Origin of the sequence: Parafrankia sp. EAN1pec (genome assembly GCF_000018005.1) — a bacterium.
Lineage (GTDB): Bacteria > Actinomycetota > Actinomycetes > Frankiales > Frankiaceae > Parafrankia > Parafrankia soli.
Genome location: NC_009921.1, coordinates 6,565,722 through 6,591,634, shown reverse-complemented (window position 1 = coordinate 6,591,634; position 25,913 = coordinate 6,565,722). Strand labels below are relative to the sequence as shown.

Sequence of the window (25,913 nt, the reverse complement as noted above, 5' to 3'; positions counted from 1 at the left end):
CGTCTCACGCGCGGACAGACGGCGTCGATCCAGGGTCGCGACGCCGACACCGTGCGCCGTGCCCGGCCGGTCCGGGCCGGGCCGGGCCGGATCAGACGCTCAACAGAGCGTGCTCGTCGGCGCCGTAGAGGAGCTCGAAGCGACGCTGGTAGGACGGCCACCAGAAGCGGTTGAACAGAAAGCGCGGGATGGGCGGAACGGTCGCGAGGGCGGCCGTACGCAGCTCCTTGTGCGCGCCGCTCGAATACCACCCGAAGACCGCGGGCGCGCGCCGCCGGCCGATCTCGGCGAGTGCCTGCCGGCCGATCTCCTCCATCTCGGCCAGGGTCAGATGGTCGAGCATCAGCGGGAGGACGACCGTGTCCTCGTGGTCCAGGTGCGCGTTGATCAGGTCGTGCAGCGCCTCGAGAACCTGAGCCCGCTCGGTGAGCGCGACGGCGGTCTCGGCGGCCGCGGCCAGCAGCGGATCGACCGACTCGTGCTCGGCGGCGAGAGCGTCGAGCTCGCCGGCCGCCTCCGGCGCGCGCAGGCGCAGCAGCGGCCAGAGGTCCCGGTCCTCGCCGGCATGGTGGCTGTGCAGGACGTCGGTGGTCAGCGCGATCTGCTCCTCGATCAGCGCGGCGTGCTCGGCGCCCCGCGGGGCGCGGGCGACCCGGGCCAGCCGGCCGAACTCCCGGCGCATCCCGGCGTGCGCGATGACGAAACCGGCCAGGTCATCCATGATCAGTGCGCGAGCCATCGAGGTTCCCTCCCGTTTTCCTTCGGATGGGACTCAGCGTGGCGGTTGCCGCTTGACGGGCACTTGGCAAGCGCTTGGTGTGCTCTTGCCGCCCAGTAGGGGGAGTCGTTCGCCTCGAGCAGGGCGAGCGCCGCGGTCAGGTGTTCCCGGGCGGCCATGTGGTCACCGAGCGCCAGGTAGGCCTCGCCCAGGTGGCTGTCGACGGCCCCGACGACCGCTGTGCAGGTGCCCAGGCTCGCCAGCTCGCCCGAGTGCGGCCGCAGGTGGGCGATGTCCTCCTCGACGGTGTCCAGCACGCCGAGGGCCACCGCGGCGTTCAGCCGCATGACGACCGCGCTGAGCCAGGTGTAGTCGCGCGGCGGCAGCCGCATCTCGGCGAGCGCGGCGCGTCCCGCCTCGGGGCGCCCGGCGGCGGCGAGGGCCAGCGCCAGCGACCCGCGCAGGGCCTCGATGCCGGTGGAGGCCAGCGAGCGGGCCAGCGTGTCGGCCAACCGGGCCAGCGTGCCGGCCTGGAGGGCCCGGTCGATGACGTTCGCGACGAACGAGCTCTCGACCCCGTTCTGCGCGGCCAGCCCGAGGCGCCCGACGGCGGCGGTCGCCACGTCCGCGGACTCCTCGAGCTCGCCCGAGAAGGCCAGCAGCGCCGCCCGCATGATTGCCGCCTGGTAGGCGAGGGTCGGCGAGCCGAGCCGGCTGATCATCGTGTCCGCTTCGCCCAGCGCGGCCCGCGCCCGCGCGACGTGGCCGAAGCGGACCAGGTTGTCGACGAGGGTGAGGTGGGCGCCGACCAGCAGCTCCGGTGGTGTCGACGGCAGGGACGCCAGTTCTCGCGCGCAGGTGTGCCGGTGCTCGGCGTAGTCGACCCCGGTCACGGTGAGACTGCGCAGGTGCAGGACCCGCGGCAGCAGCGCAGGGTCGTCGGAGACGTCCCGCGCCGCGGCCACGGCCAGTGCGCCGGCCCGCTCGGCCTCGGCCATCCGCCCGACGTGGGATTCGAGCACCGCGAGGCAGCCGACGGCCAGCGCCCGGTCGCGGCCGGCGGTCGGCAGCCCGCCGAGCGCCCGCTCGAGCGCGCGGTGCAGCCGGCCGCGGTCGGTGCCGTAGGGGAACGGGAACCACGGCGAGCCACCCATCGCGGCCTCGGCGACCCGGACGATCAGGTGCGGATCGTCGCCGGCCTCGTCGAGGGCCCGGTCCACCACGTCGAGCCCGTCGTTGAGCTGGCCCGCCGCGTACCGGGCGCTGACCAGGCCGAGGAGGAGCTCCAGCCGGGTGCCGCGGTCGGCGCCCGCCAGCTCGGCCGCGGCCAGCGCCTCCTGCCAGTAGCCGGCCGCGTCCTCGGGCGCGAGCCGGTCGGCCGCCGCGCGCGCCGCGCGGGCGGCGTGCTCCGTCGCGGCACGGGCCGTCTCGGCGCCGAGCTCGGCGGCGGCCAGCCAGTGCCGCGCGACCTCGCCGGCCCGCTCGGGACGTCCGGCGTACCGCTCGGCGGTGACCTCGCCGTACCGGCGGTGCAGGTGCGCGCGGCGCAGCCGGGAGTGGCCGGCGTCGAGCGCCTCGCGGACCAGCGCGTGGGAGAACCGGAACCGGCCCAGCCGGTCGCCGGCCTCGGTGATGAGCCCGGCGGCGAGCGCGGCGTCGAGCAGGTCGAGGGACGTCTCGAAGGTGTGCCCGGCGACCTGGGCGACCACGTCCGCGTCGAACTCGCCGCCGGCCACCGCCGCCGTGGCGAGCAGCGCGGCGGCGGGCTCCGGCAGGCGCGCGACCCGCCGGGACAGCACGTCGCGGACGTGATCGGGCAGCGCGCCCTGCGCCGTGTCCTGCTCCGCGCCCCGGTCCGTGGCCGGCCCGGCGGCGCCGGTCCCCGCCAGGCCGCGTCGGCCGGGCCCGCGCAGGCGGACGAGCTCACCGATGAAGAACGGGTTGCCCGCGGTACGGGAGCGCAGGGCGCTCGCCGTCTCGGGTCCCGGGTCCGTGCCGGTGGTGGCCCGCATCAGCTCGCGGACGGCGGCGTCGTCCAGCCCGTCGAGGCGGAGCCGCTCGCAGCCGGACCTGGCCAGCGCGGCGCGGGTGTCCGCCAGCGCGCCGGCCTCGTGGGTGCGGAACGTGCCGATCACCATCACGCCCCGCGGCGCCGCCCCGCCGACATGGGCCAGCAGCCGCAGCGAGGAGACGTCCGCCCAGTGCAGATCGTCGAGGACGATGACCAACGGCGCGGCCGCCGCGAGGTAGCCGGCGACTCCCTCGTACAGCCGCAGCCGGGCTCCGGCCGCGTCGTACCCGCCGGGCTCCTGCGCCCGCTGGTCGATGAGCGCGGCCACACCGGGCGGCACCGGGACGTCCGGCCGCGCGGCGGCCACCGCGCGCAGGCTCTGCTCCCAGGGCCACAGGGCCGGCGCCACCTCGTGCTCGGGGCACGCTCCCCAGGCCGTCAACCGGCCGCACCGGCGGCCCAGCTCCGCGACGAGCCGCGTCTTGCCGACACCCGGCTCGCCGTCGACCAGCACCACGCGCCCGCGCCGGGCCGGCGCCGGGATCGCCGCGAGCAGCGCCGCCAGCGCCTCGTCGCGGCCCACGAACGGGCCGGACGGCTCAGGGGCCCCGGCCGCGGCGGGGGACACGTCGGGGAGCACAGGCTGTGGGCCGTCCAGCCCCGTCGTCGGAGACACGGCCGGCTGCGCCGCGGGCGGCTCGTGGGCGCCACCGGCCCAGGCCAGCGCGGGGTCGTGACGCAGGATGGCGAGTTCCAGGGCGGCGAGCTCCGGCCCGGGGTCGACGCCCAGCTCCTCGGCCAGGTGGGCGCGTGCCGCCCGCAGCGCGGCCAGCGCCTCCGCCGGCCGGCCACACCGGTAGATCGCGAGGGCGAACAGCCCCCAGGCCCGCTCGCGGAGCGGGTGACGCGCCGTGAGGGCCTCCAGATCGGCGGCGGCCTCGTCGTGCCGCCCCAGCTCGACGAGCGCCCGCGCGCGGTCCTCGACGGCGCTCTGCCGCAGCTCCTCGAGACGTCCGGCCTCCGGCCTGATCCAGGACGCGTCCCGCACGTCGGCGTAGGCGTCACCGCGCCACAGCGCCAGGGCGGCGTCGAGGGCGGGCAGCGCCTCGGCCGGCCGCCCGGCCTCCAGCGAGCCGCGGGCCGCGCCGAGCGCCGCGACGAACTGCCGGGCGTCGACCTCCGCCGCGCCGGTGCGCAGCACGTACCCCGGCGCCTGGGTCACCAGCACGGTCGCCCGCGCCCGGGGGTCCCGCTCCGGCTCGAGCAGACGGCGCAGGTTCGAGACGTACACCTGCAGGCTCGCCGTCGCGCTGGCCGGCGGCTGGCCGTCCCACAGCCGTTCGATGATCGTCTCGACCGGGATGACGGTGTCGCCGGCCGCCAGGAGAAGGGCGAGCAGCGCGCGCTGTTTCGGTGGGCCGAGATCGAGCGGCGCGCCGCCCAGGAGCACCTCGACCGGTCCGAGGACCTGAATTCGCACGGGCCCGATAGTAGGGCCGGTGCGAGTCCGCTCGTGGCGTGATGGGCCGGTCAGTCGACCGCGGCCGCGCGAAGCCCCGCGATCGACGTGTCGTCGCAGCCGGCGAAGAAGCCGCCGACGACATCCTCGACCTGGCCGAAGGAATCGGCCGCGTACAGCACCGGCTGGTATCTGGTGATGTCGTAGTCGGTGGTCCCCATGATTGCGACGTCCAGCGGGCGGACGTTCACGGAGCGGAACTCCGCCATTTCTCCGTACGAGGAAAGGATTCCGGCGCCGTAGGCCTTGAGCTCGCCGTCCTCGTAGACCGTGCCGAATTCCAGCGTGAACCAGAAGACCTTGGAGATGAACTGAAGCGTGTCGGCCGACTCGGCGCGGCGGGCCGCCTCACCGGCCGCCCGGTACAACGCGGCGAACCGATCGCTGGCGAGCGCGTTCGCGTGCCCGACGACCTCGTGGATGATGTCCGGTTCCGGCGTGTAGAAGGGAACCGTGTGGTGCCGCAGGTACTGGGTGGCGTGGAAGACGCCGTCGGCGAGCGAGCCGTAGAACTCCCGCAGCCCGACGAGCCCGGCCGCGGGCACGTAACGGAAACCGGTCAGCTCGCTCAGCGGTCCGCTCACCTCGTCCAGCTGCGGGATCCGGTCGGTGGGCAGGCCCATCCGCGCCGCGCCGCGCAGGAACTCGGCGCAGGCGCACCCGCGGTAGGCCAACGCCAGCTTACCGGTGACCAGCCGCCAGACCGCATGCTCGGCCTCGGTGTACGCCACCCGTGGAACGGGCTGTCCTGGTCGCCACCGCAGGGCGAGCTCGGCGATCTGATTGCGCCGGGCCTGGTACTCGCGGTCGGCCGCACCCGGATGTGACCTGGCCAGGCGGACCTCGACCTGTCCGTCCGCCTTTTCGACGACAGGGGCGAAATACTGCGCTTCCTCGAACACGGCCACCTCCTCCGCCGGGGCAGACCCTCAACTCAGGACACCACCGGCTCCGCGGGGTCGCAACCACACCGCACGGTGGTAGGCCTGGCCACGGCGGCGAGCACCACGGCGCCGGGCGAGCACCACGCGCCGGGCGGGCCCGCGCGAGTTGGACAGGAGCGAGGAAGATGGGCACGAGGTGGACGGGAGCAGACCCGTGGCACCCGGGCGCGGCCACGGCCGTCGCGGGGGCGGTGACCGCCCTGGCCACCCTGGACCGCCCGGCGCCGACGACGTAATCTTCGAACGCGATCGCCGCGTACCGCTACCGGTGAGGAGATTCCATGTCGTATGACTCGACAGCGGCAAGCGGGGAGCGCGCCGGACCGGCCGGTGAATCGATCGATGACGACTGGTGCCGGAACCAGTTCGATCACCTGTCGCAGGAACTCGTCGACAACCTGTACCCGGCCCTGACGCGGATGCGATCGTTATGCCCGGTGACCCATAGCAACCAGTATGGCGGTTACTGGGTCGTCACCAAGTATGACGACGTCCTGCGGGTCGCCCAGGAGTGGGAGACGTTCTCCTCGGCGTTCGGGCTGACGGTGCCCCCCAGCCCGATCGCGACGCGGAACCTGCCGGTGGAGATCGACCCGCCGCTGCAACGTGAGTTCAAGCGGCTGATCAACGCCTACTTCACGCCGAAGGCCGTGCGGCCGTGGGAGCCCCGGACCAGGGCGTTGGTGAACCGCCTGATCGACGGTTTCGTCGAGCGCGGCGAGTGCGACTTCATGGCCGAGTTCGCCCGGCCCTACCCGGCTCTTTCCTTCTTCGACGTCGCGATCGGCGCACCCGCCGACCAGATCGAGCGGGTCGCCTATCTGGCCTCGAAGTCCGGCGCCCCGAAGGATCCCGACGCGGCGGCATGCTGGCGCGGCCTGTCCGAGTGGATCAACGGGTTCCTCGAGCAGCGGCGGTGCGAGCCACCGCGCGGCGACGTCGTCGATGCCATTCTCAGCGCCGAGATTCAGGGCCGGCCGATCACGCACGAGGAGATCATCGGCACGGTGCAGCTGCTGATCCTCGGCGGGTTGGAGACGACGGCCGGGGCGCTCGGGCAGATCATGCTCCGGTTCTGCCGCCAGCCGGAGATCCCGGCCGCGCTGCGCGAGAACCCCGACCTGCTGCCGCAGGCCGTGGAGGAGCTGTTACGCCTCGACGGCCCGTTCGTCCAGATCACCCGCACCGCCATGCATGACACCGAGATCGACGGCCATCAGATCAAGCAGGGCGAGAAGGTCATCATCTACTGGGCCTCGGCGAACCGGGACGAGGGCGAGTTCCCCGCCTCCGACGAGTTCGACCTGGACCGGAAGATCAATCGGCACGTGGCCTTCGGCGTGGGGCCCCACCGCTGCGTTGGCTCCAACCTGGCCCGGATGAACCTGCGCATCGCCCTCGACGAGCTGCTCAGGCGGCTCCACGACCTCCGGCTGCGAGACGGCGCCGAGATCCACTTCCATCCGACGGTGAACCGGGCGCCGGTCGCCGTTCCGGTCACGTTCACCCCCGGTCCCCGGGTCGGCGCCGATGGGTAACCCGCCCCGCGCGGGCCTGCCGACCTCGCACGGCATCGAGCACCTGAACATCACCGTCGCCGACCTCGACGAGGCGACCGCGTTCTTCACGGACGTCTTCGGATGCCAGACGCTCTACACGATGGGCCCGTTCGAGGGCCGCCGCGGCCCATTCATGCGGATCATCGCCAACGCCGACGTGCGCTCCGTCGTCCACCACGTCCGCGTGCTGCGCAGCCCGTTCCTCAACATCGAGCTGTTCCAGGTGAGCACGCCGCGCCAGCGGCCACTGTGGCCGGATCTGCTCGACATCGGCGGCTGGGGCCTGGTGGCCGCGGCCGCGGACGTCGACGCGGCCACCGACTACCTGCGGGGCAGGGACCTCTACGAGCTCGGCGCCGGCAGGTGGATGACGCCGTGGGGCTTCCACTTCGAGATCGTCGCCTCGCCGGCTCCGGCTCCGGAGCCGGCCTGGCGTCCGGGCCCCGGGGCGCTGCCCGGGTTCCGCGGCTTCGAGCGGATGCACATCACCGTCGCCGACCTCGACGAGGCGAGCGCATTCTTCGAGAGCGTCCTCGGTTTCGAGCGGGGCGCCGACCTCCCGCCCTGGCCGCAGGGCGGCCCCGAGGGCGGCCTGCGCGCGTTCGCCAACGTCGACGCCCGGGCCAGGCCGACCCGGGCCCGCTCCCTGTGCTCGCCCCACCTGGCGGTCGAGCTCACCGAATGCCCGGCGTACCCGGGGCAGAACCAGGTCTGGCCGGCGATGTTCGACATCGGCGGGTGGCACCTGGCGTTCTACGTCGACGACATCGACGCCGCCTTCGAGTGGCTCACCGCGCGCGACGTTCACATTCTCGGCCGGAAGAAGCCGGCATACCTGTTCGAGGCCGGCGACGAGGCGTACACCATCCACTGCCTCGCGCCGTTCGGCCTCTATGCCGAGCTGGTGACCTATCCTCACGGGCGGCACCTGGAGGCGGAGCACGCCGGCCCCGCCTGGCACCCGGCCCGGCCGAACGGCTGAGCCGGCTGGCACGGTCGGGTTGTCGAGAGTCCCGTCAGTCGTCCTCCTCAGGGGCGTACCTCGCCAGGGCCGGCACCGCCGGAATGAAGTAGTAGGCGCCGCTGACGGGCGTCGTGTAGCGGGTGAGCGCGTCGCGCAGGCCGTCGTCGCTGCCGGCCATCCGCCGCAGCATGATCTCCAGGCGTCGTTGCTCGCTGCTGAAACCAACGAACATGGTGCCGTGGTCGGTGACCGTGCCGAAGGCGGTGTTCCGGCGGAAGATCTTCAGTTCGGCGCCGTCCTCCTCGACGACTGTCCGGGAGACGTGCGAGGTCGGCGGCATCACGTCCTCGTCGAGCTCGACGCTGTCGGCCTTGGTGCGGCCGATCACCCGCTCCTGCTCCTCGACGGGGAGCTCCTGGAAGCTGTCGGAGTCGTGCCGCCACTGCTGGACCAGGACGACACTGCTGCCGGCGCCCGCGCCCTCCGCCACCACGGCCACGCCGGCCGCCTCGAGCAGTGACGGGTTCTCCGTCCCGTCGATGAACCCCGTGAGATCACGGTCGTGCTCGTACAGCCAGCCGGTGACCTCACTGGCGACCGTCGCGATCGTGGCCAGCGCGGCGACGACATCCCGCGTGTTGTTGAAGACGGCGGTGCGGTCACCTCCCGCGACCCAGACCCACGCGTCATGCTGGGTGGTGGGCATCTGGAACCCCTCGATGCCCACGATCGGCTCGGTGAAGCTACGGACACCCGGTGGCATTCCATCGGGCTCGACGAGCGCCCACAGCTCCGGGCGGAAGCCCACGACGAGGTTGACCCCACCGCCGGTCGACAGCGGACCGGTCAGCGCCGCGACCGCCTTCACCAGCTCCGCGGCTGACGCGCCGTCACGAAGGTCGAACTCGAGGTAGCAGTGCTCCGGCGTGCCGAGCCCGAAGATTCCCGTCTGCGTCACAACCCAGCCTTTCCCGTCCGCGGCCCCACGGCCGCACGCCCCATCCTCGTCGACTCCGCCAGTGGGGGAGACAGCCGACCGGCCCCGGAGGCACCGAGGACCGGTGAGCCCATCAACCTCCGTGATGGACGGCCTCGATGTTGTGGCCGTCGAGATCGCGGAGGAACACCGCGTAGTAGCCGGGGTGATACTCCGGCCACTCGCGTGGCCCGTGAAGCACCTCGACGCCCGCGCCGAGCGCGGCCTCGTGGACGGCGTCGACGACCTGCCGGTCAGCCGCATGGAACGCCAGGTGCAGCTCCCGTGCCTCGGCACCCGCCGCAGGGCTGAGCCAGAAGGCGGGCACCCCGTCAGGACCGGCGAGCCCGACGACGGCGGACCCCTCGAGCGGGATGCGCATCGCCTCGCGCATCCCGAGCGGGGCGAACACCGCGAGATAGAGGGCGAGGGAGGCCTCGACGTCACCGACCTGGACACCAACGTGATCAAACATGGGCACACCGTAGCCACGGCCTACGACAGTTTCGGCCCTCGCGCCGCGGCCGGGCACGGTTGGCCAGGTCAGGGGCTCGTCCTACCTGTGACCCTTGAACCTGGTGCGGAAAATCGGCGAAGGTGCCCTGCGCCGCCGACGATGACGCCACGGCGTGGTGCCATCCTGGGCGCGTGGTCAACGGGCCCAGCGGCCAGGCGCCGCTCGTGGAACTCGCCGACGAGCTGGCCAGGATCTACGCGGAACCGGCCGTGGCCCGCCAGCTCCTGGAGCGGGCCGGTCTCGACCGAAGCCGCCAGCCACCGTGGAGCAACACGCCGCGTGAGTTACAGCCGGGACGGCATCCCGACGAACTCGTCCCAGGTGTACTCGAAACGCTGCTGCGCGGTCTTGTTCGCGTAAACGAAAAGTGGGTCGGTCGACGCGTCGTGCGCGAGCAGCCCGAACGGAGCGGTCGTAGAGCCAACGAGCGGCATCCCCTCCGGCGGGATCGCCGCCCGGCAGCATCGGCTCACCGAGAAGACGCTGATAGCTGTCGGTCAACAGCTCGGCGAACGTGCTGTCGTACGGCCCGATCACCGAAGATCCCGCCGGCCGCCGGACCGCCTGGCCACCGAGCGGCTTCCGATCTGTGTCGGGCATGTCTGTCTCCCGTCCCTGAATCGTTGAACGCGGTCAACCCGGCGGATGCCGCTCGGTGGCGGCCCGGCCCTTCTACTGCGCCGACCTCAGCTCCACCCTGCCAGCCGACCGACGATGGTCAGGTCGGCATGGCGGTGGAGGACGCCCTCGTCCTTGCCGGGGCCGTCGGCGCCGCGCGCGCCACCGGGGACCGGTCATCTGCGCTGGGCCGGCAGGTGAGCCATCCTCGGTTTTCAGCGAGCTGCGCCGAGTCGGCGAGCGCATTTCCGCAGGTAGACGAGTACCGGCCACAGATCTGCGACGAGGCCCGGCTTGATGCTGCACGGGCCCATTACGCATGTGCCGTGGACAGATGTAACGTTCATCTGTCCACGGCATCCCCAGGGCATGTGCAGAGACCTCCTGGGGACGTCGACTACTGCCGATTCGGGGGAACAGGCAGGTGACCCGGTGATCGCATCACAGGCGAACGCACCCAGCGAAGAACTCGTCGCCAGAATTTTCGGTCCGAACGAACGCTGGGGCTGGGAATACGTGCCCCCGCATCCCGCGACGGCGCACCACGAGGCCTTCCAGCCGCCGTCGCGGATCCAGATTCCGGTGCCCGACCTGCGGGCGCTCGAGTTCCGCAAGCGACAGTTGTCAGGGAAGATCTGGCGGCCGATCGTCGGCGGTCTGTTCCTGCTCGGCGGGCTCGGGACGCTTGCCGGATCAGTAGGCGGCCTCGGTCCTCTCCTCATCGGCGTCGTCCTGCTCGCCTGGTATTTTGTACCGATTCAGACGGTCAGCAATCAAATGAAGTCCATCCAGGCGGGCTACCAGGCGGAGATCGCCCGCCGCGAGCAGGACTACCAGGTCGCCTATGCCGCCTGGCAGCAACGCATCCACCAGCACGACCAGGCCGAGCAATACCGGGTCGGATCGGCGCTGGAGTTCTATCCGTTGGATCCGCAGCGCCCGGCGCGGATCGACGTCTTCGGTGGCACCGGCGCCGGCTGGACAAGCCTGCTGGCCACCGGCGGGACGTCGCTGCTCGCGGGCGGGTCCGGAATTCTGCTGCTCGACCTGTCGGAGCTCAGCGTCGGCGCCGGCCTGGTCATGCTGGCCAACAACGCGGCCACGCCGATCTCGGTCGACGTCCGGGAGCTGCCCGGCTCGCTGGAACGGATCGGCCTGCTCGGGGAGCTCGACCTGCGGCAGGTCGCCGAGCTGCTCGCCGACGCCTTCGACGCGGACCGCCGGGGCGGGGGGGACCAGAGCCTGCGCGCGATCGACTTCAACATCCTGCGCAGCGTTGCCTCCTCGATTGAGGCGCCGCTGACCTTCGCCCGGCTCGCCGCCGCGTTGCGCATCCTCGACAACCAGAGTTCGGCCGTCGGCGAGGGCGTGTTCAGCGACTACGAGGTCCAGGCGCTGCAGCAGCGAATGTATGACCTCGGCCAGCGGGAGCGCACGGCCGACCAGATCAGCTTCCTGCGCACGGAGTTGGAGACGCTCGCCGGCTCCGACCCCACGGCGGCCGATGTCCCGCCGGCCGCACCGTCGGCCTGGTGGCCGGGCGGCGGGCTGCGGGTGCTGGCGACGACAAGCTCGGGGCGCGGCAGCTCCAAGCGGCGCAAGCTGCTCACCGACCGGATTCTGGTCGAGCGGTTGCTGCACCAGCTGCGCAGTCACGAGCGCGCCGCTTCCAACGACGTCGTCGTGATCGCCGGCGCCGACCACCTCGGCCGGGAAACACTGACGACGCTGACCCGGCAGGCGGAGGTCGCCCACGTCCGGCTCGTCCTGCTGTTCAAGAACCTCAGTGACGACGCGGAAAGGCTGATCGGCACCGGCGACAGCGCGGCGATCTTCATGCGGCTGGGTAACGCCCGGGAGGCCTCAAGCGCGGCCGATCACATCGGTAAGGGCTTCAGTTTCGTGCTCTCCCAGGTCACCAACCAGATCGGCGACAGCTTCACCGAAGGGTTCGCCAACAGCTACGGCGAGCAGGACGGCACCGCGTTCACCCGGGGAGAGGGCCGCACCAGCGGTTCCGGCCCCGGCGGCGGAAGCAGCGGCCGGAACTGGAACCAGTCGAGCACGACGTCGCATTCGTCGACGTGGACCAACACCGTCAACGTCTCCAACACGGTGAGCCGGAACCTCGGCACGACTCTGCAGCGGGAGAAGGACTACACCGTCGAGCCGACCGTGCTGCAGAGCCTGGCCGCGACCGCGTTCATCCTGGTGGGCACGTCCAGCGGTTCCGGTCGGGTCCGCCCCGGCGACTGCAACCCAGGTCTTTTGCTGCTGCCCAAGGTCGCGGACAGTCCCCGGGACCTCACCGCAGCGCCGCACACCCACGAGGCGGGGGACCCGAACCAGGGCGGCGCCACCGCCACGCACCCGGGCCCGGTGTCACAGCGGGAGTTCCAACATCAGCTGCCGCCGGGGTACTCGCACCCTCAGTCGGGCTACCCGCAGCAGCAGCCGGGCTACCAGCACACTCAGCCGGCCTATCCGCAGCAGCAGCCGGGCTACCCACCGTCGGGCTACCCACCGTCGGGCTACCCGCCGTCGGGTTACCCGCAGCAGCAGCCCGGCTATCCGCAACAGCCGCCACACACCTGGCCGGGACAGCAGTAGCCGGGGGCAGGAATGCTGGACGGTTTCCGCTTCCACAGGCTGCTTTCCGCCCCCCGCCCGCCGGACCCGTCGCAGCGGCCCGACCCGGCGCCAGCCCAGCTGTTCGCCGCGCTCATCGCGGCGCACGCCGACCTGACGCAGGACGCAGACGTCGACGCCGCTCCCCACCCGCGTGCCCCGGACCGGGTTCCCGCGGTGGCGGCCGGCACGGCTGCGGCCAGGGCGCCGGGTACGGCTGCGGTCGCGGTCGCCTGGATGCGGGTGCCCGGCGACCCACATCTGCGGATTCTGGTTGGCGGGAACCCGTACTTCCCGGCGGCGGGCACGGTTGCGTCCGCCGCCGTGGAAGGAGTGACGGTGCCGGTGCTGTACCCGCCGGGCAGCACCGGCGTTCCGGTCGACACGGCCGACCTCGTGGCGGCACTGGCCGGGTTCCCGTGCTGGCTGCGGTGCGAAGGGACGGCCGACGCACTCTGGGGCACAGCCGCCGGCAGCGGTGCCCACAACGGCAACGGCAGCGGCAGCGGAGCCCGGCACGGCGACGGGCCGGCCCGGCACGGCTCCTTCGACGACTACGCCGCCCACCTGCCCGGCGCCTTCGCCTGGCTGGTAATCGGGCAGCCGGTGCCCACCGGGGTCGTCGACACCGAACGCGGCGACCTGCTACGGATGATCCCCTTCCTGCGCCAGCGGGAGCGAGACGAACACGCCCGTCTCGAGCTGGAACGAGCCGAGGCCCGCTACCGCGAGCTGACCCGTTCGACAGCGACCGGAATGTGGGACGTGCGGGTGCTCGTCGGTGCGCCGACGAGCACAGCGGCGCGACTGACCGCCGCGCTGCTGTGCGGCGCCGGAGACCTCGACGATCTTCCCTATCTCCTCACCCCGGCGCGGGGCGGGCCGACCTCGTTGGCCGAGGCCCTTGGCCCGACCACGATGCCCCGGGCCGCCCAGGCGCCGCAGGCCACCCAGGCGCCGCAGGCCATCGGCGCCGGCCCGGGCGGCACGTGGACGGCTGGCCCGTCAGGTCCCGCCGGGCGTCCCGGGTTCGGGCCCGGCCCCGGAGGACCCGGCCCCGGCCCCGGCCCCGGCCCCGGCCGTGCCGGACCGGGAGGCATCGTCACGGGGCCGGCGGGCAATCCCGGGACCGGGCGTCCCGGCCCCGCCGTCGGCGGTCCGGCGACAGCCGGCGTCGACGCGAGCTTTCCGTTCCGTGCGGGCGGGGAGCTCCTCGCCGCGCTCGCGCGCCCGCCCAGGCGCGAACTCCCGGGGATCACACTGGTGACCCCGCACACCTTCGACGTCACCCCTGAGGGAGTCATCCAGGCAAGCCGGCCGATGGCACCGGCGGCGACCTTGAACGGGACGGCGCACAGGCCCGCCGGCGAGGCGGCGAGCCTCCCCGGGACGGCGACCTGCCTCCCTGGGACGGCGACCGTGCCCGACGGCGGGCTCGCGCTCGGTCAGGTGCTCGACGCGGCCTGGTCGCCGGCGGGCGTCCTGCCCGTGCCGCGCTCGACGCTGAACCGGCACGGCTTCGTCAGCGGCGCGACCGGCTCCGGCAAGTCGCAGACGGTCCGATCACTGCTCGAGTCGCTGGCGCGGGCGGCGGACCCGGTGCCGTGGCTGGTGCTGGAACCAGCGAAGGCCGAGTACGCCCGGATGGCCGGTCGGCTCGCGGGCCACAGCGAAGTCATCGTGATCAAACCGGGGCGCCTGGACGCGCCACCGGCGGCCCTCAACCCGCTGGAACCGGAACCGGGGTTCCCGCTCCAGAGCCACATCGACCTCGTCCGCGCACTGTTCCTGGCCGCGTTCGAGGCGCACGAGCCGTTCCCCCAGGTACTCGCCCGGGCCCTGACCGTCTGCTACACCGACGCCGGCTGGGATCTGGTGGCCGGCCAGATGCGGCCCGAGCACCGGCCGCGGTTCCGCGGCGACGAACCGGCCGTACCCGTGCGGCCCCGCTATCCGACGCTCGGCGACCTGCAGCGCACCGCCGCCCGGGTCGTCGAGAACATCGGCTACGGCGCCGAGGTGACCGCGGACGTGCGCGGTTTCGTCGACGTGCGGATCGGCTCGCTGCGGGAGGGGACGCCCGGACGGTTCTTCGAAGGCGGTCACCCCCTCGACGTCGGCGCGCTCCTGACCCGCAACGTGGTCTTCGAGCTCGAGGACATCACCAACGACCAGGACAAGGCCTTCCTCCTCGGCGCGGTGCTGATCCGCATCGTCGAGCACCTGCGGGTCAAGTACGGCAGCGCGGGGACGGGCGAGCTGCGGCATGTCCTCGTCGTCGAGGAGGCCCACCGGCTGCTCAGGAACGTCGAGAGCGGCCCGGCCGCAGCCGCCGTCGAGCTGTTCGCGTCGCTGCTCGCCGAGATCCGCGCCTACGGCGAAGGCGTCCTCGTCGTCGAACAGATCCCGTCGAAGATCATTCCTGACGTGCTGAAGAACACCGCGCTGAAGGTGATGCACCGGCTGCCCTCGGCGGAGGACAGAGCGGCCGTCGGCGCCACGATGAACCTGAGGGAGGAGCAGTCCGAGCTGGTCGTCGCGCTGCCGCCGGGCGTGGCGGCGGTAGCGGTCGACGGGATGGACCGTCCGGTGCTCGTCCGGATGACGCCGGGCTCGGATCGGGAGTCGATGGGCGAAGCCAGCTACGACGGCGCGCCACTCGGCGGACGACGGAGCATCCTGTGCGGCGCGGACTGCCGGCGTGACGGCGCCTGCACGCTTCGCCAGATCAACGACGCGGCTCACCTGGCTTCCGACCCCCGCCTGGTCGTCTGGGTCGAGACGGTGGCGGCGCACCAGGTCATCGGCTTGGCCCATCTGCTCGGCCAGGGGCCACCGAAACCGGTGGCGCCGCTGTCCGGTGAGCTGCTCGCCCTGCCGACCCGGACCAGGGACTGCCTGCTCGCGCAGGCGGTGGACCGGGCGGTCGCCGCACGGGCGACCCTGCTGCGCGGCCACGTCGATCCGGACGACTTCGCCGGCCGGCTCGCGGGCACACTCGCCGGACTGCTCGCCGGCGCCGCGCAGGACGACGCTGACACCCGTCGCTGGACCGCCGGCTCGTACCGCTACCAGGACGTCCGCCGGACCCTGAACGAGGCCCAGACCGGCCCCAACGCCGGCCGCCCCCACCCGGAGACGCCCGACTGGCGCCGCCGTGGGCTGTCACTGGTGAGCCAGACGGTGCCCGCGCAGTTCGCGGAGCTCCGCGACAGCGCCCACTACGCCCCCGGCGCGGACGCCGTGAGCCTCGGTGACCTGGCGACCAGTGGCCTCGCCGTCGCCGTGAAGACGCTTACCGGCGGGACGTCCAAGGAACACCTGCGCGCGGCGCTGCGCCTGGCGTGCGGCGACGCCGACCTGGAGGCGCTGCACTTCCAGGTCGCCGACCTGCTGGAGAAGTACGTCGTGGACGGAGGGCGCTGACCGAATGGCGACCGACGGCCCGTCGACGACTGACACTCCGCCTCCTCCGCCACCACCTCCGCCGCCGGACACGTCCACCCGGGAGAAGGCTTCGGCACTCGACGGCCGGAGCCTGTCCGGTGGCGCCGCTCAGGACGCCACGCGACCTGAGCACGAGAGCGGCAGCGCGCGGACAGCTGAGCCCGGCACCCAGGACAAGATGAGTCCGCTCGACGGCGATCCCACGTCGCACGAACCGCAGAACACAGACCAGCAAAGCTCGGCGAAGCAGGACCGGGAACCACAGGGGCTGGAGCCGATAGGGCTGGAGCCGCCAAGGCGCAGTCTGGAACCGACGCCCGAGGCGTCGACGACGGAGGAGACAAGCTCCGTCGTCGGCGACGACAACGGCCACGGGCCCTACGCCGAAGTCCAACCGGATCCGGATCCGGAACCCGAGAGTGAGCCGGAGCCGGAGGTTGATCCCGGGTCTGAGCGGCACCCTGAGCCCGAACGCGAGCCGGAGCCGGAACCCGAAAGACCTACCAACGCCGACCGGCAGACGGACGCGGACGGCAACCCGGTCGCAGGGGAGACCTCGACTCGAACAACAGTGGACAACGACGCGGATGACCCCGGTGTCTCGAAACCAGAACTGACAGGTGCTCTCGCGGCCGAGGTGGATACGCCAACCGCCCAGGCCGACGGGCCCGCGACCGGTGATGTCCGGACGTCCGGCGACCAGCGGGATGCGAACGACAGGACCATCGACCCCGACGCGGTGTCGGTCAAGCCGGACGGTTCCCCGTGGCCCGAGTCCCCACTCAATAGGATAGAACCGCTTCCGAAACTCAACGAAACCGACCTTCGGCGAGGCGAGAGCGGCCTAATTGAATCGGTCGACGGGACGCCCATCCGCGACTATCTTCACGGACTCGCCGATGAAAGAACGGACGGATATCTTGACGCGCGTCGGGACGGAACTGTAGCGAAGTCCGAGGTGGCGCCCGTTACCTCTGTCCTCCTGGATACCCGTACCGGTCGTATATATGAGGCCGTCAACCAGGGGAAGGAGATTCCGAAAGATCTTCACTCGATCCTTCAGGAGCGTCTCGACGGGCTCGTGGTCGCGGCAAAAGAGAACCCGGACGCCTACCGGCATCGCTTCGGTGAGTCGAGCGGATTCCCTCACCCATCTGCCGCGGGCACTCATGCCGAAGTGCTAAATGTTAGTCGCGCGCTGTACGATCGGGAGGCGATGGGATATCAGGTGAGCGCTGAATCGCTTGGTGAAATGCTCTTGGATAACCGATTCCCCTACCGGCCGGAGGGCAAGATGATGGCTCCTTGTTGCCCAAACTGTACTGCTATTCTCGGAGGCGACGGTGGCGTAGAGTCCATCCCCGGAAAGCTTCCGGTCGACGAATGGAGAAGGCAGTGACTGAATCCGATCCGGTTCGTTCGGTGAATATTGATGACATCGAATACACGGACGATCTTTTCGTCATCTATGAAGGTGAGCCTTTCACTGGTGAGGTGGTCGACTACTACGCAGACGGCCAGCTCCGCAAGATTGAAACCTATGGAAACGGCATCCCAAGAGGGCCGGAGCGTACGTTCTATCCTGATGGGTCGATCAAGTCTGAGTACTGGAACGTCGACGGCGGCTGGCACGGCATCGGCCGTACCTGGTTCCCGAACGGCCAGCCGGAATCTGAGACACAGTACGATCATGCCGAAGTCCTCGAGCGGAAGCGCTGGTCTGAGGACGGAACCGAGTTGAGCTGATCTACGCCCGGCTCGGTCGCGTGAGTTGGTGTTCGATAATGCAAGGGGTGCGGTGAGGCAGGCCGAGGACGCTGAGGCGTTGCAGGCTGAGCGGTGTCGGCTTGTCCAGTCTGAAATGAGGCCCGGTCATGGCGACCGACAGCCCGACGACGACTGACGCTCCGCCTCCCCCTCCACCACCGGCGCCGCCGGACACGTCCACCCAGGAGAAGGCCTCGTCCCTCGACGGCCGGGGCGTGTCCGGCGGCGCCGGTCCGGACGCCACGCGACGTGAGAACGTGGACGACAGCGGCCCGGATACCGGTACGCAGGACCAACAGACCGGATCCGCCGACGTTGCCGATCAGCGGGCGGACAGCCCGGCCGCGCACACCGACGCGCCAGGACCGCCCGACAAAGCCGCCGCTTTGGACCGTGCCCCGGAGGATAGACAACTCAGCAACGAGGGCCCGAGCAGTGCGCCGGAGCAGCGCCAGCCCGCAGAACTGTCAGACCGGAGCCCGTCGCCGGCAGTCGAGCCCAGTTCCCAGGACAAGGCGGGCATGCTCGACGGCGATCCCTCTCCTCGCGAACCGCGGAACGCAGATCAGCAAGGTTCAGTGAGGAACCAGGAACCGCAGGGGCTGGAGCCGCCAGGACGCGGTCTTGAGTCGACGCCCGAGTTCCAGTCCCACCTCGATGACCGCAAGGCCGCCATGGAGGAGAGGTCCTCCGGCGGAGCCGGCCCCGGCGCCGACCCGCTGTCCCGGTCCGAGGAAGGCGTCGAGTCCGAGCCGGCAGTCCGGACGGAGCAGGGCAATGAGTTCCGGCCAGCGGTCCAGCCCGAAGCTGGGCCGGACATCCGGAACGCAACTGATGCGCCCGATGCATCCACTGCGCCCGGTATGCGAGGGACACCTGAGGCGCCTGCGCCTGCCGCCCGAGTCGAGCAGCCGGACGGGCAGGACCCAGTAGACGTCCAGAACGACTCGGAGTCCCTGACCGCGCCCGATTCCAGCAGCGTGCGCGACCGTCCGCAACCGTCCCGCCAGGAGTCCGTTGACGAGGCGCCTTCGCCCACCATCGTCAACGACGGCACGGTCCACGAGAACGACCCCTCCGGCAGCCCGTTGTCTGTCGAAGCAGACCCCGACCCGACGACCAGCACCGATGGCGAGACTGCCGAGGATCTGCTGCCGGATCCCGGCACCGACGGCACCGACGGCACCGACGGCACCGACGGCCCGGAAAGCTCGGACGGCCGTGACGGCGACGCCGATCATGAAAGCGATGATCGTGACATCCCCTGGGGAGGCGAGCCTGAGGTCACCGGCCCGGCAGACGGCGTTGATGGTGTGAAGGCAGATGCGGTTCCCCGTAAGCCATACAACGGCCTGACGGCCGGCGAATACTCCGGTGGCACCGCCTACAAGAACAGATCGGATCCGAAGCTACCCGAGACCACTGAGGATGGCACGCCCATCAGGTACAAGGAGTACGACCGCGACCCGTACGACGGCGTACAGAGAAATGATCGGCGATTCGTCGTCGGCGACGACGACGCGCATTACTACACCGACGACCACTACCAGAGCTGGGTGAGGTTCCGTTGAGACAAGATCCACTGGAAGCGATCGGAAGCGGTCTGTTCGGTGGTGTTCACGCAGTGCCGGTCGACGGACTCGCGGCGACCGGTCGACTGGTTGCCGAGCTTTACCACAAGCTCGACCTCAGGACGGCCTCGCCACGAGTGCGGACGCTGCACGTCCGCGGCTCACGCTGTCGCACCTCCGCTGGTCTGTTTGACGAACTGGCAGCGGTTCTCCAGTTTCCCGCCTATTTCGGTGGTAACTGGTCGGCTCTCCATGACAGCTTGTACGACTTCCAGGTACCGGCCGACGCTGTCATCCTCGTGTTTTCCGACTTCTCCCAGGTGCTGTCCGAGGCCAAGAAGGAGGAGCTCGACTGGCTTCTCGAGGAGCTGACCGAGCTCTGTGGCGCGCCGCGGACACCCGCTCCCGGAGACCGAAGTGTCACGGCCCTTCTAACCGATCGTGCCGCGGGACTTTCCGTCGTCACAAAGCTGCTGCCGGGCTGAACCAGACCAGCTCCGCGAGATTGAATAACGCAGGGGGTTGCGATGAGGCAGGTCGAGGACGCTGAGGCGCTGCAGGCCGAGCTGTGTCGGCTTGTCCAGGCTGACGCATCCGGCCCGGACTCGGTCACGACGGCGGCGGGTTGTGACGTCGCGTACGACTCCGACTCCGATCTGGTTGCGGCCGCGGTCGTCGTCCTCGCCGCGCCGGGCTGGGAGGTGATCGCATCGGCTACGGCGGTAGGTCGGGCGGCGTTTCCCTACATTCCGGGTCTGCTGTCGTTCCGGGAAATGCCGCCGCTGCTCGAAGCGTGGAAAACCGTTCTGCCGCAGTTGGCTGCGCCGCCAGAGCTGCTGGTGTGCGACGGGCATGGCATCGCACACCCCCGACGGTTCGGACTGGCCTGTCATCTCGGTGTCACCCTGAACCTGCCGACGGTCGGCGTGGCAAAGACCCAGTTTGTCGGCGAGCACTCGCCGCCTGGGCCGCGTCGGGGAGACCGAACGGCGATCATTCTCGACGGCGAGCCGGTGGGAGCCGCGCTGCGGACCCGCGACGGTGTCCGCGAGGTGTACGTCTCGGTCGGGCACCGCACCAACCTTGACTCCGCCTGCCGGTGGGTACTGGAGCTGTGCCCCAGGTACCGGCTGCCGGAGACGACCCGGGCGGCCGATCAGCTCAGCCGAAGGGCGCTTGCCGAAGCCCAGACCGCGTCTCGCTGAGGGAGCATGGCCGGTGCGGCCCGGCCGACGGCGCACAGCAAACAGTTCGGCGACGCACCAGTTCGGATGCTGGCTCCCACCATCAGGTCAGGACGCGACCGGGGACGATGCTCGGCGCAGGGCATCCAGGATGGTCTCCACCGGCTGGGCGCCGGAGATGCCGTAGGTGCGGTCGACGGCGTAGAACGGCACGCCGCTGATACCGAGCGCGCGGGCCTGGCGGATGTCGTCGTGGACGTCGTCGGCGTGCGCGTCGCCGTCGAGGACTTCGCGGGTTCTGTCTGCCGGCAGGCCGGCTTCGGTGGCGAGTCGGACGAGCGTGTCCGTGTCGTCGACGGCCGCGCCGTCGGTCAGGGTGGCGCGCATCAACCGTTCCTGCGTCGCGCCGGCGAGGTTGTGCGTGGCGGCGAAGTGGATGAGGCGGTGCGCGTCGAAGGTGTTGGCGGTGACGGCCCGGTCGAGGTGGTAGGTCAGGTCTTCCTCGGCGGCCAGTGCGCTGACGCGGTCGTTCATGGCCTTGGCCTCGGGCGGGGTGACGCCGTACTTACGTGCGAGCATCTCGGAGGTCGGGATGTTCTCCCCGCGTGGCTGCGTCGGGTCGAGCTGGAAGCTGCGCCAGACGACCTCGACCTCGTCTGCGTGCTCGTACCGGGTAAGTGCCTTCTCCAGCCGTCGCTTGCCGATGTAGCACCACGGGCAGACGATGTCGGACCAGACTTCGACCTTCATGGTGCCTCACCTTACTGCGACGCAACCGGCCGCGGCCTGTGTGCTCCCTGGGCATCGTTGGAAGGGGCCCGCGGTGCTCGGCGGTACCTCGCCGGGAACATGGGGAAGGATCAAAGGCGACAGGTATGCGGCATTGTGTTCCGGTCGGGGTCGGCGCTGCTTTCCGCCGGATGGCGATGCCTCTTCGCAGTCAAAGAGGAGAAACATTTCGGCAGTAGTTCAGTAGTAATTGGTCCGATGGTTGACGGTGCTTACGCCACGATGCGACGCTCGGCGGGTCCGGTGGCCGGCGCCAGACCCATGCCGAAGGGCGCGAGATCCCTGCTGGGGAAAGGCAGGACGCTGATGCCGAACCCGGCCACCGGCGGTCCGCCCAGTTCCTGCAGGAGTACCCCGCCGATGAATGCGGTGTCGGTGACCACCGCGTCAGCCGGCTCCTCCTGCAACAGCGCCATCAGGTCCCGTACCTGGTTCGGCACGGGCTTGGAGAATCCCTGAACCAGGTCGAACTGCAGCTTTTTCAGCCCGGACAGCTCCCGGCGCCGCGGATAATGCTCCTCCAACCCGACGAGGCTGTAGTCGAAGTCGGGATCTGTGATCGGGTGGAATTTCGTACCAACGGCGGTGATCTTTTCCGCGAAGGCGACGCCGGTGTACCAGCGCACGGTGTGGCCGCGTTCGATCAGGGCGCGGGCGATGGGCAGCGCGGGCACGGTGTGGCCGACGGCCGGGACTGTGGCGAACAGGAATCGGGCCACGACGGATTCTCCTCAGACAGGACGATGTCTGCGGGCAGCCTGCGTGCGAGCTGCCACATCGGGCGCCAGTCAAGCATTCTGTTCGAGCGATGCTCGGACTTTGTCGGTGGCATGGCAGCGTACGGTGACTGGTCAACTCCGCGCGCCCACCGGACGCCTCAACCCACATGCCGCCACGCCGACGCGGCCGTGCTCACCCCTGACCACAGACCCGATCTCGGGGTGGACGAGCTCAGCCAGCCCCGCGGCGCGCGCCTACTTCAGTCGGCCGTCCTCGATCAGTGTGCGCAGGCCGCGGCGGTCCGGCTTGCCGCTCGGCAGGGCCGGCACCTCGTCGTCCGCGGCGACGATCCACCGGGTCGGAACCTTGTAGCTGGACAGGAGCGTACGGGTGCGCGCGGCCAGACCGTCCACGTCGACGTCCGTGCCGGTCGTGCCGGCCGGAACGATGACCGCGCACACCTCCTCGCCGCGGGTCGGATGCTCGACACCGGTCACGACACAGTGCGCGACCTCGGGGAACTCCTCGATGACGGCCTCGACCTCGCGCGGTGCCACGTTCGAACCGGCGACCTTGACGAGCTCGCTGTCCCGGCCGACGTAGAACAGCCGCGGGTCGCCCGTCCTGCGGTAGACGCGGTCGCTGGTGTGGTACCAGCCGTCCGCGTCGAAGACCTCCGCGCGCTCACGCTTGTTGTAGCCGGCCATCGAGCCGATGCCACGGATGAGCAGCTCACCGACGGTCCCGTCCGGGACGCGCTCGCCGGCGGCGTCGACGATCGCGGTCTCGGTGAACGCGAAGCTGCCGCCGGACTCGGTCAGGCTGCGGTGGATCGGATGGCCGTCCGGGACGCCCGCCATCGCGAGGTCCACCGGCCCCTCCCGCAGCGCGGGGGCGCTGCGCAGGTCCCGGCTGGGGAAGGACGGGTGCAGCCGCAGCTGCTGGGTGAACGCGGGCCATCCGACGACGCCGTTCGCCCGTTCCCGTTCGGCGAGGTCGAGGGCCGGCCCGGCTTCCAGCCGCGCCAGCACCAGGACCGCGACGGGTGCGTGCAGAGCTCCGGTCGCGGCCAGGATCCCGCCGATCCAGAAGAACGGCATGGCACACAGGATGCGCGGCGCGTGGTCGACGCCGGTGAGCCCGCGGATCGCCGCCGGCCAGGTGGAGGTCTGGCGCACCAGCGTGCCGTGCGTGTGCAGCACGCCCTTCGGGTCGGCGGTGGAACCGGAGGTGTGAACCATGATCGCCAGGTCGGCCGGGGTGACCTCGGTCTGCACCGCGGCGAGCAGCTCGGCCCGCACCAGCGGCGGGTCCCGCGGATCCCACCGGGTGGCCCAGCCCCGGTCCGTCTGGCCGGTTAGCACGATCCGCCGCAGGTACGGCGCGCCCGCCAGCTCGAGCTGGCCGGCCGGCTGCCCGGCCAGCTGCCCGGCCAGCTCGGGGAACGCCGCCTCGAACCGCTGCGCGACGTCGATCCGCAGCACGGTCGTCGGTGCCACCAGGAGCTGCACATCGGCCAGCCGCACGACCTTGGCGATCTCCGCCGGCGGGTACAGGGTGCTGAGCGGAACGGCCACGGCCCCGATCCGGCTCACGGCCAGCCACCAGAGGGCCCACTCGACGCCGCTGGGGAAGAACAGGCCCACCCGGGTGCCCTTACCGACGCCCTCGTGCAACAGCCACCGGGCCACCCGGGCGGACTGCTCCTCCGCCTCGGCGTAGGTCAGCCGGTCGGTGAGGGAGACGATGTAGTCGGCGGAGCCGAACTCCCGAGCGCAGCGCCCCAACAGGTCAGGGATGGTCGGTCGGATCTCGTCGCCGGTCGACGTCATCGCCCTCGCTCCGTCCTTCAGCCGGTGGCGGCGCCAGGTGCGGCCCCGACGCGACGACGGGGCCTACGCACCTGGCGGGGCCTACGCGATGGCGGAGCCGCACCGCCTGACAGCCGTCGCCTGACCCTCGCACGGGCCCGCCACCACCCATGCTCCCAGAACGGGCGAGCCCACTCGCTGGCCCGCCCGTCGGTCAGGGCAGCAACGCCTCGGCGAACCGGTGGAGCCAGCGGTCGAAGAACTCGGCTTCGCCGCTGAGACGCAGGACGACCTGGTCGGCGCCGGCGGTGTGGTACTCACGGATGCGGGTGACGATCGTGTCGAGATCCCCCCAGGCGGTCACCGCGTCGACGAATCTGGCGTCGAGGTCGGCGATCTCGGAGTCCGTGAATCCCATGCGGAGGAAGTTGCGGTGGTAACCCGGCACCGTGCGAAGGAACTGCAGCCCTTCGGCGGCCGCGGCCCGTGCGGTGGCCGGATCGCTCTCGGGCACGACCGTCAGCAGCACAGCCAGTGCCGCGCCCGGGCCGAGCGTCGCCCGCGCCTGCTCGACATATTCAGGGGTCACCAGGTACGGGTAGGCGCCGGCCGCGCGGTCCCGGGCGAGGGCGAGGACCGCCGGGCCGAGTGCGGCGAGCACGCGCGAGGCCGCGGGTACGACAGGGGCTTCGGTGTCGAGGTCGTCCAGGTAGGAGTTGAGCGTTCGCAGGGGCTTGGGGCCATGCGCGCCGCCGAGGCCGACGACGAACCTGCCCGGTGCGGACTTCTCGAGGTCCGTGTAGCTTTGCGCCACCTCGCGGGCCGGTACGACGTCCACCGAAAGGATGCCGCTGGCCACCTGGATGTGCTCCGTCGCACGCACGACCCGGTCGATGGCAGGCAGGTTGTTTCCCTGGCCACCGGCCAGCCAGACGGTTGAGTAGCCCGCGGCCTCCGCTTTCCGCGCGAGATCGATCTGGGCGTCGGGATGGTCCGCCGCGAGCCCGGAAGCCGCGATACCGATCGGTCCAAGAGTCACCATGACTGGCACAATCGCACGGCAGGCCTTCCGTGTTCCGCACGCCTCGCCTCGCCCCGCCGTGGTGATGGCCGTGGTGATGGGCGAATGATTGACGACGGGATCCGCGGGCCTGATCGCGCACCTGGTTGCCCGGGTGGTGCGGAGCCCCGTTCCCGGCGCCGCTCCCAGAACAACGGCCGGACCAGGGGAAGTGTCACCGCGACACACCCCGCGCCGGCCGCGCCGGACCGCCAGCCCGCGGCGGCCACCAAGATCATAGCCAGGGTCACGAAGAACGGAGTGCTCACTGCTCCCTGTGCTCGACCACCGGCCGTGCGGCTCGCGGTCCGCCGCTCTGCCCGTCAGCCCTCTCGCGAACCCTCGAACCCTCGAACCCTCGAACCCGCACCGAATCTACTGCTCAGCCGTCGAGCAGCAGCCGGCCGCCGAGGATCAGACAGTAGAGGTCGATGGCATAGAAGACCGCTACCCACACCGGCGCCGGCAGGTGCGTCACCCTGGCCAACGCGTCGGCGTCGGAAGACCGGGAGAACCGTCGAGCCCGCCGGAGAATACCTAACGACCGGATCGCCGCGAACAGCAGAAACCAGCTCACCGTGCAGGCGACGAACAGCTGCACCCCTGGGGAGCCTTTGGTCGCGACCAGAGCGAGAAATGCCAGCATGACGCCGACCACCAGCCCGCCGAAGGAATTCTCCACCACCAGCAGCAGACCGATGATCGCCAGGCCGCCGAGTATCAGCGTAGCCGTGACATTGCCGCTCGACGACAGCGCGGCGCCGGCGAGGCCGAACAGCGAGGGCGCCGTGTAACCGGCCACCGCGACCGCCAGCCAACCGATGCCGCGCGACGGGCCGTAGTAGGACGTCACCCCGCTCTGGTCACGCTCAAGCCGAACGGCCAGGGACGCACCACTGAACAGGAACGCCATCAGAGCATGACCGCCTTCATGGACCGCCGTGTCGAGGTGCCCCGTGCGCTTCCAGAACGGGCGCGCGCCGACCAGCAGGAGCGCACAGAGGCCGGAGGCGAATCCGATGGGCCTGGACGGCGTCAGGTCTACCGCCGCTGCCAACAAGCGCGCCTGATCGACATTCATCGAGACCCCCATCCCCCGCGACCATGGTC

The 25,913-nt window shown here is 71.0% G+C and carries 20 protein-coding genes; 9 read left to right on the top strand and 11 right to left on the bottom strand.

Going from position 1 to position 25,913, the window contains the following annotated elements:
- Positions 1-91: 91 nt before the first annotated feature.
- From FRANEAN1_RS26860 to FRANEAN1_RS26850, 3 genes are read right to left on the bottom strand one after another with little or no spacing between them, the layout of a single operon-like run.
- Positions 92-739, bottom strand: a complete 648-nt coding sequence (locus tag FRANEAN1_RS26860; protein WP_020462909.1) for a hemerythrin domain-containing protein — start codon at positions 737-739, stop codon at positions 92-94.
- A complete protein-coding gene (locus tag FRANEAN1_RS26855) occupies positions 724-4,209 on the bottom strand; it encodes a BTAD domain-containing putative transcriptional regulator (protein ID WP_020462908.1) in 3,486 nt (1,161 codons plus the stop codon). The genes FRANEAN1_RS26860 and FRANEAN1_RS26855 overlap by 16 nt, the downstream gene beginning before the upstream one ends.
- 50 nt (positions 4,210-4,259) lie before the next feature.
- Positions 4,260-5,150: a phenylalanine 4-monooxygenase gene (locus tag FRANEAN1_RS26850; protein ID WP_020462907.1), complete on the bottom strand. Its 891-nt coding sequence runs from the start codon at positions 5,148-5,150 to the stop codon at positions 4,260-4,262.
- 323 nt (positions 5,151-5,473) lie between these two features.
- Here FRANEAN1_RS26850 and FRANEAN1_RS26845 point away from each other — a divergent pair, with 323 nt between their 5' ends.
- Positions 5,474-6,730 carry a cytochrome P450 gene (locus FRANEAN1_RS26845; RefSeq protein ID WP_020462906.1) on the top strand — a complete coding sequence of 419 codons (1,257 nt, stop codon included), beginning with the start codon at positions 5,474-5,476 and terminating at the stop codon, positions 6,728-6,730.
- Entirely contained in the window at positions 6,723-7,733 is a 1,011-nt protein-coding gene (locus FRANEAN1_RS26840) for a VOC family protein (RefSeq protein WP_020462905.1), read from the top strand. Before FRANEAN1_RS26845 ends, FRANEAN1_RS26840 begins: the two co-directional genes overlap by 8 nt.
- Before the next feature lie 34 nt (positions 7,734-7,767).
- On the opposite strand, the gene FRANEAN1_RS26835 is transcribed toward FRANEAN1_RS26840, so the two are convergent.
- The 3 genes from FRANEAN1_RS26835 to FRANEAN1_RS42550 all read right to left on the bottom strand — a co-directional run bounded on the left by FRANEAN1_RS26835 (position 7,768) and on the right by FRANEAN1_RS42550 (position 9,642).
- Entirely contained in the window at positions 7,768-8,673 is a 906-nt protein-coding gene (locus FRANEAN1_RS26835; protein ID WP_020462904.1) for a Dyp-type peroxidase, read from the bottom strand.
- A 112-nt stretch (positions 8,674-8,785) separates the two neighbouring features.
- Entirely contained in the window at positions 8,786-9,166 is a 381-nt protein-coding gene (locus tag FRANEAN1_RS26830) for a VOC family protein (RefSeq protein ID WP_020462903.1), read from the bottom strand.
- 326 nt (positions 9,167-9,492) lie between these two features.
- Positions 9,493-9,642, bottom strand: a complete 150-nt coding sequence (locus tag FRANEAN1_RS42550; protein ID WP_020462902.1) for an MEKHLA domain-containing protein — start codon at positions 9,640-9,642, stop codon at positions 9,493-9,495.
- Positions 9,643-10,258: 616 nt separating this feature from the next.
- On the opposite strand from FRANEAN1_RS42550, the gene FRANEAN1_RS26820 reads away from it, so the two are divergent.
- The 7 genes from FRANEAN1_RS26820 (at position 10,259) to FRANEAN1_RS26795 (ending at position 20,444) form a co-directional block, all read left to right on the top strand.
- A complete protein-coding gene (locus FRANEAN1_RS26820) occupies positions 10,259-12,436 on the top strand; it encodes a hypothetical protein (RefSeq protein ID WP_157472814.1) in 2,178 nt (725 codons plus the stop codon).
- Between the two features lie 12 nt (positions 12,437-12,448).
- Positions 12,449-15,880 (top strand): ATP-binding protein, encoded by a 3,432-nt coding sequence (locus tag FRANEAN1_RS26815; protein WP_020462900.1) that lies wholly within the window; start codon positions 12,449-12,451, stop codon positions 15,878-15,880.
- 199 nt (positions 15,881-16,079) lie between these two features.
- Positions 16,080-17,300, top strand: a complete 1,221-nt coding sequence (locus FRANEAN1_RS39640; RefSeq protein ID WP_157472813.1) for a YwqJ-related putative deaminase — start codon at positions 16,080-16,082, stop codon at positions 17,298-17,300.
- On the top strand, positions 17,297-17,647 hold the full coding sequence (locus FRANEAN1_RS26810) for an MORN repeat-containing protein (protein ID WP_020462898.1): 351 nt from the start codon (positions 17,297-17,299) through the stop codon (positions 17,645-17,647). Before FRANEAN1_RS39640 ends, FRANEAN1_RS26810 begins: the two co-directional genes overlap by 4 nt.
- Before the next feature lie 599 nt (positions 17,648-18,246).
- Positions 18,247-19,239, top strand: coding sequence for a ribonuclease domain-containing protein (locus FRANEAN1_RS26805; RefSeq protein ID WP_198145378.1), 993 nt, complete (start codon positions 18,247-18,249; stop codon positions 19,237-19,239).
- Between the two features lie 53 nt (positions 19,240-19,292).
- The gene (locus FRANEAN1_RS37485) at positions 19,293-19,724 is read left to right on the top strand and encodes a barstar family protein (protein ID WP_049795768.1); all 432 of its coding nucleotides are present in this window, start codon (positions 19,293-19,295) and stop codon (positions 19,722-19,724) included.
- A 42-nt stretch (positions 19,725-19,766) separates the two neighbouring features.
- Positions 19,767-20,444 carry an endonuclease V gene (locus tag FRANEAN1_RS26795; RefSeq protein ID WP_020462895.1) on the top strand — a complete coding sequence of 226 codons (678 nt, stop codon included), beginning with the start codon at positions 19,767-19,769 and terminating at the stop codon, positions 20,442-20,444.
- Between the two features lie 87 nt (positions 20,445-20,531).
- Here the strand turns inward: FRANEAN1_RS26795 and FRANEAN1_RS26790 are convergent, their stop codons facing one another.
- The 5 genes from FRANEAN1_RS26790 to FRANEAN1_RS26770 all read right to left on the bottom strand — a co-directional run bounded on the left by FRANEAN1_RS26790 (position 20,532) and on the right by FRANEAN1_RS26770 (position 25,884).
- A complete protein-coding gene (locus FRANEAN1_RS26790) occupies positions 20,532-21,173 on the bottom strand; it encodes a DsbA family oxidoreductase (RefSeq protein ID WP_020462894.1) in 642 nt (213 codons plus the stop codon).
- 251 nt (positions 21,174-21,424) lie between these two features.
- Positions 21,425-21,886 carry a hypothetical protein gene (locus FRANEAN1_RS26785; protein ID WP_347176773.1) on the bottom strand — a complete coding sequence of 154 codons (462 nt, stop codon included), beginning with the start codon at positions 21,884-21,886 and terminating at the stop codon, positions 21,425-21,427.
- Positions 21,887-22,186: 300 nt separating this feature from the next.
- A complete protein-coding gene (locus FRANEAN1_RS26780; protein WP_020462892.1) occupies positions 22,187-23,764 on the bottom strand; it encodes a class I adenylate-forming enzyme family protein in 1,578 nt (525 codons plus the stop codon).
- A gap of 193 nt (positions 23,765-23,957) precedes the next feature.
- Complete coding sequence (locus FRANEAN1_RS26775; RefSeq protein WP_020462891.1) at positions 23,958-24,785, bottom strand: TIGR03620 family F420-dependent LLM class oxidoreductase; 828 nt, start codon at positions 24,783-24,785, stop codon at positions 23,958-23,960.
- 400 nt (positions 24,786-25,185) lie between these two features.
- Entirely contained in the window at positions 25,186-25,884 is a 699-nt protein-coding gene (locus tag FRANEAN1_RS26770) for a M50 family metallopeptidase (protein WP_041256574.1), read from the bottom strand.
- Positions 25,885-25,913 lie beyond the last annotated feature (29 nt).